Annotated in this window: 11 protein-coding genes; 4 read left to right on the top strand and 7 right to left on the bottom strand. The window is 50.2% G+C overall.

The genetic code is table 11. From position 1 onward, the window contains the following. Positions 1-8: 8 nt before the first annotated feature. The 4 genes from DL94_RS0105565 to DL94_RS0105545 form a co-directional block, all read right to left on the bottom strand. Positions 9-1,382: a sodium-dependent transporter gene (locus DL94_RS0105565; RefSeq protein ID WP_028129308.1), complete on the bottom strand. Its 1,374-nt coding sequence runs from the start codon at positions 1,380-1,382 to the stop codon at positions 9-11. Between the two features lie 158 nt (positions 1,383-1,540). After that, complete coding sequence (gene serS, locus DL94_RS0105560; protein WP_028129307.1) at positions 1,541-2,812, bottom strand: serine--tRNA ligase; 1,272 nt, start codon at positions 2,810-2,812, stop codon at positions 1,541-1,543. Between the two features lie 444 nt (positions 2,813-3,256). After that, positions 3,257-4,648, bottom strand: coding sequence for an aspartate ammonia-lyase (locus DL94_RS0105550; RefSeq protein WP_028129305.1), 1,392 nt, complete (start codon positions 4,646-4,648; stop codon positions 3,257-3,259). Between the two features lie 171 nt (positions 4,649-4,819). Beyond that, positions 4,820-6,247, bottom strand: coding sequence for a DASS family sodium-coupled anion symporter (locus tag DL94_RS0105545; protein WP_028129304.1), 1,428 nt, complete (start codon positions 6,245-6,247; stop codon positions 4,820-4,822). A gap of 180 nt (positions 6,248-6,427) precedes the next feature. On the opposite strand from DL94_RS0105545, the gene DL94_RS14320 reads away from it, so the two are divergent. From DL94_RS14320 to DL94_RS0105525, 4 genes are all read left to right on the top strand, one after another. Beyond that, positions 6,428-7,768: an ATP-binding protein gene (locus DL94_RS14320; protein ID WP_051586330.1), complete on the top strand. Its 1,341-nt coding sequence runs from the start codon at positions 6,428-6,430 to the stop codon at positions 7,766-7,768. Continuing rightward, positions 7,765-8,631 carry a response regulator gene (locus DL94_RS0105535; protein ID WP_028129303.1) on the top strand — a complete coding sequence of 289 codons (867 nt, stop codon included), beginning with the start codon at positions 7,765-7,767 and terminating at the stop codon, positions 8,629-8,631. The genes DL94_RS14320 and DL94_RS0105535 overlap by 4 nt, the downstream gene beginning before the upstream one ends. A gap of 166 nt (positions 8,632-8,797) precedes the next feature. Further along, positions 8,798-10,993, top strand: coding sequence for a GGDEF domain-containing protein (locus DL94_RS0105530; protein ID WP_028129302.1), 2,196 nt, complete (start codon positions 8,798-8,800; stop codon positions 10,991-10,993). Between the two features lie 68 nt (positions 10,994-11,061). Continuing rightward, the gene (locus DL94_RS0105525; protein ID WP_028129301.1) at positions 11,062-11,622 is read left to right on the top strand and encodes a hypothetical protein; all 561 of its coding nucleotides are present in this window, start codon (positions 11,062-11,064) and stop codon (positions 11,620-11,622) included. Positions 11,623-11,855: 233 nt separating this feature from the next. Here the strand turns inward: DL94_RS0105525 and ptsP are convergent, their stop codons facing one another. From ptsP to DL94_RS0105510, 3 genes are all read right to left on the bottom strand, one after another. Next, the gene (gene ptsP / locus DL94_RS0105520; RefSeq protein ID WP_028129300.1) at positions 11,856-13,568 is read right to left on the bottom strand and encodes a phosphoenolpyruvate--protein phosphotransferase; all 1,713 of its coding nucleotides are present in this window, start codon (positions 13,566-13,568) and stop codon (positions 11,856-11,858) included. A 106-nt stretch (positions 13,569-13,674) separates the two neighbouring features. Next, entirely contained in the window at positions 13,675-13,941 is a 267-nt protein-coding gene (locus tag DL94_RS0105515) for an HPr family phosphocarrier protein (protein WP_028129299.1), read from the bottom strand. Positions 13,942-14,228: 287 nt separating this feature from the next. Next, positions 14,229-15,911, bottom strand: coding sequence for a sigma 54-interacting transcriptional regulator (locus DL94_RS0105510; RefSeq protein ID WP_028129298.1), 1,683 nt, complete (start codon positions 15,909-15,911; stop codon positions 14,229-14,231). Between the last annotated feature and the right edge of the window lie 148 nt (positions 15,912-16,059).

Here is a 16,059-nt window from a genome sequence, read left to right as displayed (position 1 = left end):
TACTACATTTACTTACTAAAGAACAACGCATAATACCCATTAACAAAGATAACCAGTACGATTATGGGCAGAATATACGTCACATAGAAACGAATCCACTTCGGGAAGGCCATGCCCTGGCCCGTATCCGCCTCTTTGATGAAGTTATCCCAGCCCCAGCCGTAACGGCTCGTACAGAAAGCCATATACACCAAACTGCCTAAAGGCAAAATGTTGTTGGATACCAGGAAATCCTCCAAATCCAGTACACCTGAACCTTTACCCAGCGGCTGAATCCAGCTCCATTCATTAAAGCCTAACACGCAAGGCAGGGACAGCAAAATAACCACGGGGATACCAACGCAGATAATCTTCCGCCGGTCAATATGCAGCAGGTCAAAGAAACAAACTACAAGGTTTTCAAATACCGCGATAACCGTGGACATAGCCGCAAAGGTCATAAAGAGGAAGAACAATGTGCCCCACAGGCGCCCAAAGGGCATGGAATTAAAAACATTCGGCAGCGTCACAAACAACAGATTCGGCCCACTGGAGGGACTGACACCATAGCTGAAACAAGCCGGGAAAATAATCAAACCTGCCATAATAGCCACAAAAGTATCAAGTATGATAATCCAGACAGCCTCACCGCTCAGACGCTTGCTCTTGCCAATATACGAACCAAACACGGCCAGGGAACCCATACCGATAGACAGGGTAAAGAACGCCTGCCCCATAGCGGCAAAGATAACTTCCTTAAGGCCATGCTCCATCAAACGGCCAAAATCCGGGTAAAGGTAATACTTAAGTCCTTCACCAGCCCCGGGCAGCAGCACCGAGTTAATGCCCAGAATAACCATCAGAACCAGCAGGCAGGTCATCATAAATTTCGTAATGCGCTCAACGCCGGCCTCAACACCTAAATAGCAGACACCACCGCACAGCACTACAATGGCCATCATATAGCCGCCCATGGTCACAGGGTCCTGCAAAAGTCCGCCAAAAATTGCCCCGATGCCAGCGGCGTCCAAACCGTCAAAAGCACCTGTGGCCGTTTTATAGAGGTAATAAAGCATCCAGCCGGCTACGGTAGTATAAAACATCATAAGAATCATATTACCGCCAATAGCCGTATACTTATGCCAGTGCCATTTAGTTCCCTTCGGCTCCAGCACATCAAAGGACATCGCGGCACTGCGGCAGCTGGCACGCCCCACCGCAAACTCTGCCACCATGATGGGCAGACCTAAAATAGCCAAAAACAACAAGTAAATGAGTACAAACGACGCCCCACCATACTGACCGGTAATATACGGGAATCGCCAAACATTACCCAGGCCGATAGCACAGCCGGCCGAGACCAGTATGAACCCTAACCGGGTAGAAAATCCATTCCGTTCCAAAAACTACACCTTCCTTACAATAAAAATTCGCTCTTTACCGATAATAACAGATAATTACTTATCTATATTACAGCAAAGAGCGAATCTTGTCCAGCAGTATAGGACACATTATTGTAATCCATGTGTACAATCGTACACATCAGATTCAGCCACTGCCCTTAGCGGATTACTTCCACACCGCCCATATACGGCACCAGAGCCTTCGGCACTACCACCGAACCATCTTCCTGCTGATAGTTCTCGAGGATAGCTGCCACCGTACGGCCTACAGCCAGACCGGAACCATTCAGCGTATGCACAAATTCCGGTTTGGACTTGCTGTCACGACGGAACTTTATATTAGCCCGGCGTGCCTGATAATCGAGACAGTTGGAGCAGGAGGAAATCTCACGATATTTCCCCTGCGACGGGAACCAAACCTCAATATCATAGGTCTTGGCAGAGGTAAAGCTCATATCACCAGTGCAAAGCTGCACGACGTGATACGGCAATTCCAAAATCCGCAGTACATCTTCTGCTGCATCTACCATGCTTTCCAGTTCGTCCCAGCTGGTTTCCGGCTTAACAAATTTAATAAGTTCTACCTTATTAAACTGATGCTGACGGATAAGGCCACGAGTATCACGGCCGGCGCTGCCAGCCTCAGCCCGGAAACAAGCCGTGTAAGCACTGTAGTATTCCGGCAGCTTGTCGCCATCAAGAATTTCATCGCGATGGTAGTTCGTCGTCGGCACTTCCGCGGTCGGCACCAGATAATAATCCTGCCCTTCCAGCTTGAACATATCCTCAGCGAACTTCGGCAGCTGGCCCGTACCGGTCATGCTGTCCTTGTTGGCAATATACGGAGCCAGCATTTCCGTGTAACCATGCTTATTGGCATGCAGGTCCATCATAAAGTTAATGCAGGCACGTTCCAGGCGCGCCCCCAGCCCCTTGTAGAACATAAACCGGGCACCGGTAACCTTTGCCGCGCGGTCAGCGTCCAAAATATCCAAATCCGTGCCGATATCCCAATGTGCCTTGGGCTCAAAGGAGAATTCTTTCGGCGTGCCCCATTTGCGCACTTCCGGATTTTCCGTATCGTCCTTGCCGATAGGCACATCAGCCTTAGGCATATTCGGAATATGCAGCAGAATGTCGCGCAGTTTTTCCTCTACATCTTTCAGCTTGGCATCAAGCGCAGAAATTTTCTCCCCGACAGCACGCATTTCCGCAATCTTATCATCAGCATTTTCCTTGTTTTTCTTCATCTGGCTGATGACCTTGGATACCTCATTACGCTCTGCTTTCAACGTTTCCGTCTGCTGCAGCAGCTCACGGCGTTCCTTTTCCAAGGCAGAAAAATCATCCAGATTCAGCGGATTATGACGGTTCTGCAGCATCTGCCGCACCTCGTCCAAGTGTTCACGGACAAACTTAATGTCTAACACAATTCTCACTCTCCATATCTCATAGCCCCTCGGCCCATATTTTTGCTATTCTACCATTATAACCCCAAACGCCAATCTTTGCCACCAGAAAAATCCCCTTACAAATACCATGAGCCGTTCCTATGCCGCACTGAGCTCCGGTTAGTATAACGAGGCAAGAAAATGTCCCCCACCTCAGCAGGTGGGGGGCACGAATACCAAAACAGGCGGCGAGCATATCTCCCACCTCGTTGAAACGCCAAGAGGAAGTTTTGCCTATGGCAAAACTGGAACAACGGCGTTATAATAGCTGGCCAGAACGTTTGACGCTCTGCGTCTAAGTGATGGACAGTTATTATACTAACCGGAGCGTCTTCGTAAGGCAAAATCCTGCATGCAAAAGAGGCTCAGGGCACGCCCCAAGCCTCTTTGCCATATTATGGAAATGTTACTAGTATTAGCTTATTATTTGCCGGCGATACCCGGAGTGGTCATTTCCTTCGGTTCCAGAATCTTATCCATCTGTTCCTTGGTAATGAGGCCCTTCTCCAGAATTACTTCACGCACCGGACGGCCCGTGTTGTATGCCTCTTTGGCAATCATAGCGGAGTTTTCATAACCGATATGCGGCAGCATAGCCGTTACGATACCAACACTCTTATCGAGCCATTCCTGGCACTGTTCCTTGTTGGGCTGCAGGTCTTTCAGCAGCTTGTCAACGAAGGTATTAACAGCATTGGTCAGGTAAGTCATGGCATTGAACAGGTTGAAACTGATAACCGGCTCCATAACATTCAGTTCAAACTGGCCGTTTTCTACGCCCAGAGAAACGGCGATATCATTTGCTACTACCTGATAGCAAGCCTGGTCGAGAACTTCAGCGATAACCGGATTTACCTTGCCCGGCATGATGGAGGAACCCGGCTGACGCATCGGCAGCTTGAGTTCATTGAGGCCGCAGCGCGGACCGGAGGCCATCAGACGGAAGTCGTTAGCCATCTTGATGAGTACCAGTGCCGTCGTCTTCATAGCACTCGATACATCGGAGAAACCGTCCGTGTTGTTCGTAGCGTCGATGATGTTGCCGGCTGTAACATATTTTTCACCGGTTACTTCCGTCAGTGCCTCAGCAACCTTCGTGATGTATTCCGGTTCAGCATTGAGGCCCGTGCCTACTGCTGTACCGCCCATGTTGACCACATGAATGCTGTCAATAGCATGGTCAATACGGTCGATGCCGCGGCGAACAGCGGAGGCATAGGAACCCATTTCCTGGCCCAGCGTGATGGGTACTGCGTCCTGCAAATGAGTACGGCCCATTTTGAGGATATCCTTGAACTCTACGGATTTAGCCTCTAATTCCGTAGCCAGTCTGTCGAGCGCAGCCGTCAATTTCTTGCCCTTATAGGACAGGCAAACCTTGATGCTGGTCGGGAAAGTATCGTTTGTGGACTGAGCCATGTTGGCATGGTTGTTCGGGCTGATGATATCATAGCTCCCTTTCGGTTTGCCAATGATTTCCAGCGCACGGTTACACATAACTTCATTAACATTCATGTTTACAGAAGTACCAGCGCCGCCCTGAATCGGGTCAACAGGGAACTGGTCCAGGAATTTGCCGGCGATGATTTCATCAGCAGCCTGTTTCAGCGGTTCACCCACTTCTTTAGGCATACGGCCCGTAGCCATGTTGGCAATGATAGTAGCCTTCTTTACCTTGGCATAAGCCTGCACAAAATCAGAATCGATTTTCTGTCCCGTAATCTTGAAGTTGTCAACGGCACGGGTGGTCTGTACACCATAGTACACATCATCAGGAATTTCCAGTTCACCAAGGAAATCATGCTCTTTTCTCATTGTTATCCACGTTCCTTTCCTTTATAGCACTTTAAACATATCGTTAGCATAATCAGCCCAAGAATTATAATTCGTATTTATTTATCGATAATCCTTCGACTTGCTCTTATTGTATCATGTATACATAATACATTCAAGTACATTTTAAAAATTTGTCCATCTTTTTTCTTATTACAACATGCCTATAACCTTCATCACTGGGAGGCCAACGCCCATCCACACCACAATGTGGAGAACCGTAATGATGAAACCAATCTTCCACCATTCACCCTGTCCCATAAAACCGGCACCGAAGAATATCGGCGTAACACCGCAGCCGTAATGAGTGAGGAAGGAGGCACTATTGCACAGTGCGCCGAACAGAATCAGCACGCCCAGTACCGGAGCACCAGCAGCCACGAGAATCGTAGCAAAGGCGGCAAACAGGGCCATGATATGTGCCGAGTTGCTGGCCAGCAGGTAATGGGCCATGGTGTAAATAATGCTGAGAACGATGAGCATCATCATCCATTCCATACCAGCGAACTGCGCAGCCATAACACCGGCAAACCATTTCATCAGACCAAACTTGGACAGGAAGGCGGCCATATTTACCAGCACGCCCATCCAAACGAGTACGTCCCAGGCTGCATGCTGTTTAGCAACATCAGACCAGTTGAGGATACCCGTCAGGAGCATTGCAGAAAGGCCCAGCAGGGCCACAAAGGCGGAGTCAATACCATGGTAAGAACCAGTTGCCCACATAACCAAAGCAATGACAAAGATGAAACCCAAAATGATTTCCTTGGCGGACATGGGGCCCATCTCTGAAAGTTCCCGTTTAGCCAGTTCCATCGTTTCCGGCGTGTTTTTGAGTTCCGGATTGATGAGCTTATAGAGGATATACGGCGTAGCCACGGTCAGGATAAGACCGGGAATAATGCAGGCCAGGAACCAGTCACCCCAGCCGATGGACGTACCGAATATTTCCTGCGCCAAAGTGTTGCACAGCACGTTATTGGACGCGCCCGTCAGGAAGATACAAGCCGAGGTGATAACAGCGGCATAAGCACTGAACATCAGGAACGCACCTGTACGCATATTGGTCTTTTTATCCACATCAGAACCAATAGCTGAGGTAATACTGCGGACAATCGGGAAAATGATACCGCCGCCGCGGGCCGTATTGGACGGCGTAAAGGGAGCGATAACAAAGTCAGCCGCGCTCATTACATAAGCAACACGCAGGGTGCTGCTGCCGAATTTGGAAAGCAGCATATAGGAAATGCGCTTGCCCAGGCCGGTCTTGATAAAACCTTCGGCAAACATGAAAGCCGATACGATTAACCAAATTGTCGTATTGGAGAACCCAGCCAGCGCCTCACCGGTTTTCATGATCCCCAGAATGGGCAGCAATGTCAGCGCAATCAACGCGATTGCCCCAATGGGCATCGGCTGCAGGATAAAACCTGCGATAGTTGCAATGAATACAGCCAACAGGCCCCAGGCCTGGGCCGTCACTCCGGCCGGTGCCGGAATAAACCAGATGATTGCGCCGATAGCCACACACATGAGGCCGCGGACCAGAGGACTAAGTCCCTGATTGTTTGAGTCGGACATTTCTTTTACCTCCTTAATAGTCCATAAGTCTTACTTTACCCACTATTCATATAATTGCGGTTTGACTTATGGTACAATTGATGATAATAATATAAATGAACGACTACAAAAAACTACGCAATCCGATAAATAAATTCGGATTATTTTTTAATAAATTTTTTCGACAAAAGGAGCTCCCCTATGGAAAACGGCAAACCACGCCGCCTCGACTACCTCGTTCTGTTCTTTATGATAATTCTGGTGCCCCTGGCCGGGGAGCCTAAAATACATCCCTTTGCAGGAGATTTTGCCAACTTCCGGGTGAGTTTCGGCTCCCCGATATTCCTGCTCTTCCTGCTGTGGCTCAACCGTTTCCCACGGTTGTTCACCGGTACAGTGGCCGGCGCAGCCGTGACGCTGTTCCGCACGGGGCTGGATACCTTCTACGGACTGCCGCCTATGGAGGCCTTTATCCTCCACCTGCCCAATTTCTTCTATTATTTTTGTTATTCCCTGTTCTTTGCCCTGCCATCGCTGAACCGGCGCTCCATTTACGAACAGGCGTTGGGCATTGCTTTTTGGGCCATCGTTGCCGAAGTATTTGCCAGTGTCGGCGAACTGGCCGCGATGAATGCCATCTCTTACCAACAGGCGGAGAGCTTTACCTTTGGCATGCTGATACGGCTGATACTCATCGCTATCCTGCGCTGTTTCTTCATTCTCTCCTTCTTCTTCCTGTTCCAGCTCTACAATACTGAAATGCGTCTGGACAGAAAAACCAAGGAAAAGAACCGCCTGACCATGCTGATATCCGGACTGTACGAAGAAGTCTTTGAACTGCGCTGCACTCTGGTCAGTGCGGAGGCGGTAACCCGTGACTGCTATAAAGTTTACGATGAACTAAAAACCACCGCCCAGACACCGGAGGAAAAGCAACTGGCGCAGGAACTATTGCGCATTGCCGGACAATGCCACGAAATCAAGAAAACACATCAGCGCATTTATGCCGGGCTCCGGGAACTCACCAAAAGCCGCCGCGTGGACGACTATCTGCCGCCTGATAAAATTGCCCAGCTGCTTATCCACATGCAAAAAAAATATGCCCGCAACCTGAACAAGGAAATCCTCTTTTTTTCCCATGTTCCCAAGCAGCTGCCGCCGCTCAATGTCTTTCTCCTGTTGTCTATCCTAAACAACCTCACCGCCAATGCCATTGAGGCCATCGATACGCGCGGCACGATTACCCTCACCATCGACGGCGGCCGTGGTGATAACAAACTAACTATTACACTGGAAAACACCGGCAGCTACATACCGCCCCAGCGCCTGACCAAGATTTTCAGCCCGGGCTACACTACAAAATTTGACAGCAGCGGCAAAGCCTCCAGCGGCGTGGGCCTGACCTATGTAAAACATCAGACCGAGGAACTGGGCGGTCATATCGCCATTACCTCCGATGGCAAGGACCAGGTCACCTGCCAGCTCATTCTGCCCTGCGATAAACTGCACAAAAATAACACCAACCAAGGAGTACAACCATGAATATAATGCTAATCGATGACGACGAGGCCATCCGCATGATGCTGCAGGATATAATCGAGGACTACGAGCTGGGCACCGTCAGCCAGTCACTGCCGTCCGCGGTTGACCTGAGCGCCGCCCAGCTGTCCGCCATCGACATTCTCATCATTGATTTGCTCATGCCGGGCATTGACGGCATCGAGGCCGTACGCCGCCTCAAAGGCGGCTTTGCCGGCAAAATAATCATGCTCTCCCAGGTGGAAAGCAAGGATATGGTGGGCAAAGCCTATGAAAACGGCATTGACTATTACATCACCAAACCGCTGAACCGCAACGAAATCGTCAGCGTTCTGCGCAGTGTCAGCGAACACCTGCGGCTGGAATCCTTTGCCCAAAATCTGCAAAACTCCCTGCAAAATCTCACCCCTAAGGCACCAATGACGGCTGCTCCCAAGTTGACAAGTCAGCAGCGCTGTGACTCTGCCTTAAAGGAACTAGGTATCCTGAGCAGCCCGGCCGCCCCGGATTTATCTGACATCATCAGCTATATCGCCCAAAACAACGGCCAGCTCCCAGCCCTCAAAAACCTGTTCTCCGCCGTTGCCCAAAAAAGGCAGGCCCCCGAACCGGAAAAAGAGGCCAAAGCCATGGAACAGCGGCTGCGCCGGGCTATTTTCCAGGCTCATGTGAATATCGCCACCATGGGTTCGCTCGATTACACCAATCCCCGTTTTGAAGAACTGGCTCCCCTGTACTTTGACTACAACGATATCCGCAACACCATGCGCCTGCTCGAAAATGACGAAAAACCTGCCATGAGTCAGGTTCATATCAACACAAAAAAATTCATTCATGCGCTTTACGATACCGTTTATAGCAGATAATCACCCAGTTATCCACAAACTTATCCACATTATCCCCAATTTAGGTGTATAACCTGTGTACAACCCCGGCTTTATCCACATAATCCTGTAAGATAAGCAGCAGGAAAATCACCGCTTTTTCACGAATAAGTGCCTATATAGCTATGCATACAAGGTGGTGAACAAAATGAAGGCCCTTATATCCTGTATCTTAGCCCTGTGGATAATTTTTTCCCCAGCGTTCCCCGGACAGCTTTCTGCTGAGGACCGTTGTGTAAAAATTGGCTATATTCAACCGGATGCCTCCCTGCTAAATTCCCACATTATCCGTCAGTACTATATTCAATATCTGGACGAATTATCCAAGCGGACTGACCGCGGCTATGAACTTATCACCCTTACCCCGGAAGACGCCTATAACAGCTTGTTCAATGCCGACATCGACCTGCTGCTGTCTGTAGAATATCCCACCTCTTTAAACAACACCCACGCCCTGGTCTTTGGCGAATCCAACTTCGGTTATGACGTGGAGGGATTTTACACCGCACCGGGCGATACCCGTTTCAATCCCAAGGATTTAAACACCCTTAGCGGTGCCCGTGTCGGCATTATAAAAGGACGGCCTGCCAATGCTGCCTTTACCAGATTCCGGCAGGAACACCAGCTGACCGTTTCCGTCTATGAGTACCCTGATCAAACGGCCATGCTGACGGCCCTGAAGGACAAAGACATTGATTTAGTCGTCGATACAGCCACCAATATCACCCCTGCCGAGAAATTCTTACTGGCCTATGCCCGTATCCCCGTCCACGTGGCAACTGTCAGCGCCAAACAGGAACTGCTGCAGGAAATGAGTACCGCCCTGCAAAAACTCTCGCAGGAAAATCCTCATTTAGAACCGGGTCTTTCCCAATTTCTGGCTCAGCAGCTGGACTTCCAGCTGGTACACTACACCCCGGAGGAAAGCCAGTTCATTGCCCAGCAGTCCCCCTTGCGCGTAGCCATTTACGGTGCTGCGCCCCCTTATATCGAATACGATGAAACTAATCATAATGCCCGGGGAATTTACCCTGACCTCATAGATATTCTGGCCAGGAATTCCGGACTCAAATTCACCTATGTCCACGCCGTGGACTACGAGCAGGCCATCAACCTGCTGACCACCGGCCAGGCCGATATGATGCTGGATATCTATGCCGGTTCAGCGGCCCACATGCCGTTTTACTATACCACGCCGCTGCTGGAAGTGGCCTACTCCTACATTGGCAAGGTCCGCAATCTGCCCTCTATCGGGGAAAATGTCAATCTGATTCTCCCCCGGAGCACGCCCTCCATGCTGACTTATTTACGGCAAAAATTCCCTGACTGGCATTTTTCGGAAAGTGCGTTTTCCGCCAGTGAGGCCATCAATCTCGTAAACGAAAATCAGTATGACCTGGCCCTGATTGGCAACAGTACCTTGGATATTGACCGCCCCTTGTCCCTCTACCCGGAACTGACCATCATTCCCGACGCCTCCATAAGCGTCCCCATGAGCGTGGTTATCTCCAATAATCAGCCGCGCATACTGCAGGGGATTTTAAACAAAGCCATCACCCAGATAAATCCCGAAACACGCACGCATATCATTCAAAAACATATCATTGCGAAGGAGCCGGATTTCTCCCTGCAGCATCTCATGACCTTTTACCCCTTGCAGACAGGGCTGGTCTTTGGACTTATCCTCCTGATGCTTGCCGGAATAATCTTTCAGCACCATCACCAGACAGCCATGGAAAAGGCCCGCGCCTTGCTCGAAGAAAAAAACAACGACCTGACGTCGACCATTGAGGAACTGAAAGAGGCCAATCATAGTAAAAAAATCTACAAAGCCATGGCCGAAACCGATGCCCTGACCGGTGTGCTGAACAAAGCTGCCATCGAGGCCGCCGGGGGCGAAATACTCGCCCAGCCGCCCACCGATGGCCATTGCCACGCCCTGTTCATCATCGATTTGGACCACTTCAAAGAGGCCAATGACACCTTGGGGCACCAACGCGGCGACGATATCCTGCGGCGGTTTGCCCTGAGCCTCACCCATATAATCCGGGGCGGTGACGCCCTGGGACGGTTCGGCGGTGACGAATTCATTCTGGTTCTGGACAATATCCCCAGACATGCCATAGAAAAAGTCGCCCGCCGTATCACCGAGGCCGCCCACAAACTGGAGCCGGACGCTCAGCCGCCACTCTCCGCCAGTATCGGCATCGCTCTCTATCCTGCCCACGGCAGTGATTACCAGGAACTATTGCAGAATGCCGACCAGGCTCTGTACCATGTAAAAGAACGCGGCCGCGACAGCTGGAGCATAGCCCACTACCATAGTTCCCATCCTCATAACTAATTGACAGTTATCAGGCACAGTCCTATACTTACATTATATATTTACAACTTTACACAGGAGGCCTATACATGAGTAAATTAACCCTCGCCCGTGCCAAAGAACTTTTAGCCAAATACACCAGCGAAGAACACCTCTTCCACCACGCAGCTGCCGTCAGCGCCGCCATGGGCGCCATGGCCGAGGCCTATGGTGAAGATAAGGACCACTGGGCCGCCATCGGCTGGCTGCATGACGTGGATTACGAACAATATCCTGACGAACACTGCCACCATGTTCGGGAATTCCTCGCCCCTGCAGGCGTGGACGAGGCTGATATCAAAGCCATTATCTCGCACGGGTACGGCATTACCACAGAAGAGGCTCAGCCTGCCACCAACCTGGAGAAAAGCCTCTTTGCCGTGGACGAACTCACCGGTATTATTCAGGCCTACGCCCTCATGCGCCCGGAACGTCTGGACGGCATGGCCGTAAAATCTCTCAAGAAAAAATACAAGGACAAGAAATTCGCCGCCAAATGCAACCGGGAAATCATCGACCGCGGTATCGAAAATCTCGGTATGGAACTCGGCGAAGTCATGGGACACTGCATCAAAGGCATGCAGGAGCACCACGAAGAAATCGGTTTGTAATAAAAATACCGGCAACGTACCTTGCCGGGCCGTCGCTTTACGGGTGCAGCGTATGACGGCTGGCGTTAAGAAACTAATATTTGCATACAAAAATCCCTGCCTAAAGGCGTTGTTTGAGCGTAAGCGAGTTTAGCCTTTAGACAGGGATTTATTTTTTTGCAAATATTGGTTTTAGCCAGCCGTCTCAGCGGAGCACGTAAAGCGACGGCCCGGCAAAACTATGCAGCTTGAAATTACAGCACCTTGCTGAGGTATGCCTTGATTTCGTCGCCGTCTTCCATCTTCATCACGTCAGCGAGGATTTCCTTAGCCTTCGTGGAGCTGATGTTGCGGATTTTTTCCTTAACGCGCGGAATGGACGGAGCGCTCATTGAAAGTTCGCTGATGCCCATAGCCATAAGGATTACAGCAGCGTTCGGATCGCTGGCCATTTCACCGCACATACCAGCCCAGATACCGTTTTCACGAGCGCTGGTGATGGTGCGCTGAATCAGCTGCAGAACAGCCGGGTTGAAGTGGTTGTAGAGTTCAGCGATGTTAGCATTGCCACGGTCGCAAGCCAACGTGTACTGAACCAGGTCATTAGTACCAATGGAGAAGAAGTCCACGTACTTAGCCAGTACCGGCGTCATCACAGCAGCAGCCGGAGTTTCAACCATGATACCAACCTGAACATCATCAGCATAAGCCTTGCCCTCATGCGCCAGTTCCAGCTTAGCCTCTTCGATGAATTCCTTAACTTTCTTGAACTCAGCCACGTTGATAATCATCGGCACCATGATACCAACCTTGCCGTATACGCCGGCGCGCAGGATAGCTTTCAGCTGCGGCAGGAAGAGGTCCTTGCGCTGCAGGCTGATACGGACTGCACGATAGCCCAGGAACGGATTTTCTTCTTCCGGAATGTTGAGGTACGGCAGGGGTTTGTCACCGCCGATATCCATGGTACGGATAACGCAGAGGTTGCCCTGGCACTTTTCAACAGCTTCCTTATAGGCCTTGAACTGGTCTTCTTCATTGGGGATATCCTGACGGCCCATGAATACGAACTCAGAACGGAACAGACCTACACCCTTGGCACCATACTTCAGAGCGTTGTCCACGTCCATATGCGTACCGATGTTAGCCATGAGGTCAACCTTCACGCCGTCCGTCGTAACAGCCGGCAGGTCTTTGAGCTGTGCATAGTGAGCAGCCAGTTCCTGCTGTTTCTTGATTTTTTCGTTGTAGCCAGCCAGTTCTTCTTCGCTGGGGTTCACGATAATCTTGCCTTCTTCACCGTCCATGATTACATGGTCGCCATCAGCAATCTTGTCGATACGGTCTTCCTTGTTGAGGCCAACAATGGTGGGGATAGCACGGGCTTTAGCGATGATAACAGCATGTGCCGTCGTGGAACCGGAACCTAAGATTACACCGGCAATCTTGTCAGTCGGCATACCAGCGATAACGGAAGGCTCGATTTCACGGCCGCAGAGGATAACCTTTTCGTCACCCAGTTCCGGTTCCTTAACGCCCAGAATGTACTTAGCTACACGCTTACCAACGTCACGCAGGTCAACAGCGCGGGCAGCGAAGTATTCATCGTCCATCATTTCAAACATCTGTGCCTGTTCTTCAGCAGCTTTCAGCACAGCCTGCGGAGCATTGGCATCTTCTGCCAGTTTCTCTTCGATTTTCTGAGCCATCATGGGGTCCTGCACCATCATACGATGTGCTTCCATGATTGCAGCCTGTTCTACCATATTCTGCTTCTGCAGACGGTCAATATTTTCACGCAGCGTTTCAGCTACAGCCGTCAAGGCGTCCTGAGCTTTTTTTAATTCTACTTCTTTGCTTTCCGGCTGGTAGTTGACGAGATAACCGTCAAGATTCTGCCCTGCCAGCATGATTTTACCGATGGCGATACCGGAAATAACGCCTTTACCTCTGATTGCTTCTGCCATTTTCTTTCCCCCTGATTCACATACCATTATATATACACAAGAAACGCCTTCCTCCAAAGTTTCCATCTCCTTGGAAAGAAGGCGCCCTAACCTTACAGGTTAATGATTATTCTTCGCCGAACTTGGAATCAACCAGTTCCTTCAGAGCTTTTACAGCATCAGCTTCGTCCGGACCATCAGCAACGATCGTGATTTCCGTGCCTTTTACAAGACCCATGCTCATGATCATGAGAATGGACTTGGCATCAACAGTCTTGCCCTTAGCCTGAATCTGAACCTTGGACTTGAACTTCGTAGCCGTCTGTACGAAGATGGATGCCGGGCGGGCATGGATACCAGTCTTGTTTTCAATCGTTACAGTTTCCTGAGTCATTTTTAAATCTCTCCTCTTTACATAACCATATTCCAACCGCCTGACGCGGCCTGCGAACATGAAATAACTTAACTGCCCTATAATAATGCAACTGCCGTGCCAACTTTAGAAATCATTGGTATTTTTTTCTAAAACAGGGCATATGTCCCATAATATAAGGCCTGCGGAACTTTAAAAATAATATGCATTATGTGTCAAACACCAACAGTCAATAATTATTTTGGTAAATATTACCAACTTTGCTGTTTTTCTTGGTAATATTTACCAATCATGGTATATTTTACCAATCACTCTGACAAACCATACTTGCGCGCCTTGGCGGCCACTGTTTTATGCGTAATTTTCAGTTCCTTGGCAGCCGCATTAAAACTGCCGCACTGTTTCAGTGCTTTGGCGATAATGCGTTTTTCATATTCCTCCCATGGCAGAACCGCGCTGTCCGTATCAAGCTGCCGTACTTCCTTGTCCGCCGCCTCCCCTTTAATATAGGAAGGCAGGGCGGCCACGGTTATGGTGTCGCTGTCCATCAGGGTTATCACCCGTTCAATGACATTTTCCAGTTCACGCACATTGCCCAGCCACTTATAACGCATGAGGATATCCATCGCCTCCGGCGTAATGCTGCTGACATTCTTGCCTGTGGCCACGCTGATTTTCTCCACAAAATGCTCCACCAACAGGGGAATATCATCAATGCGCTCACGCAGCGGCGGCAGGATTATGGGAATAACGTTCAGACGGTAGTACAAATCATCACGGAACGTCCCGTCCTTGACCATAGCCTCCAGCTGCCGGTTGGTTGCAGCAATAATACGCACGTCTACATGCACGGTTTCCTCGCCGCCCACCCGGTCAAATTCCTTCTGTTGCAGGACACGCAGGAGTTTCACCTGCATTTTCTTGTCCATCTCCCCGATTTCATCGAGGAAAATCGTCCCATGGTCAGCCAGTTCAAACTTGCCCAGCTTGCGCTTTACCGCTCCCGTAAAAGCCCCCTTCTCATGGCCGAACAGTTCTGACTCCAGCAACGTCCCCGGAATGGCGCCGCAGTTCACACGGATAAACGGCCCCCGGCGCCGTTCACTGGCGTAATGTATCCCCTCGGCAATAACTTCCTTACCAGTACCGCTTTCACCGCGAATCAGTACCGTAGCCCCGGACTGCGCCGCCTTCGTGGCCAGTGCCAGCACGTCCACAACCTTGCCGCTCTTGCCTATGTAATTGGCAAAAGCATTGGCTGTTTTCTTCGTCCGCAGCAATTCCTGCTCCAGATACTCAGCCTTGGCCGAAACCTGCGAGAGCCGGGCCATAAGATTCTGCAGCTCCGTGATATCCTTAATAACGGACACCACGCCAGCGATTTCGCCGTTGACGAAAATCGGATTGACATTGGCCACAACCGTAGTACCGTCCTTTTTGCGGCTGATACTGCCGATACGGGCCACGCCGGTGCGAAGCACCGCACAGCGGTTGCCTTCCGGTGCCGTCTTAAAGACATTCTGCCCCATGACCATTTCCGGCGTCTTATGGACAATCCGCAGGTAAGATGGATTTACATAGGTAATCTCCCCAGTGCGGTCCACCACACAGATGCCGTCCTGCACAGCCTCCAATATCATCTGCAGGCGTTCCTGCATCAGAGCATTTTCATGGAGCAGTTTATCCATCTCATGAATCTTCTGCGGTTCGCACATTTCAAAATCGCTTTCCAAAAAGCGCACCATTTCATAAACCGCCTGCCGGCCGGCGTCCCCCTCAGCCGATACAAACAGCGAATCGCCCTTGCAAATTTTCAGCGCCACCAATTTCATCAGACTGCGCATTTCAAACCGTTCACTGTGCCTGCTGCGCAAAAACAGAGGCGTCGCGTACTTTTCCCCCAGCTCCTTGGCCCGCTGCACCACCATCGCTGCAATGCGGGCATGGATGCCACTGGCATGGTGTACCACCGCCTCCTGCTCAAACATCATTGCCGACCATTCCTTTCCTAATAATATATTGAAGAATAATTCCGCTATCATCGTGCTTTAACAAAAATTATACACCAAAACACGCATAAATGTGCTATAATATTGAAGACGGTTTGCTAATTTTTGCATAATGCATACATTAGCAGAA

The sequence above is a fragment of the Selenomonas sp. AE3005 genome (assembly GCF_000686945.1).
In the GTDB taxonomy this organism is placed as follows: domain Bacteria; phylum Bacillota; class Negativicutes; order Selenomonadales; family Selenomonadaceae; genus Selenomonas_A.
This window is presented reverse-complemented; position numbering and strand designations above follow the sequence as displayed.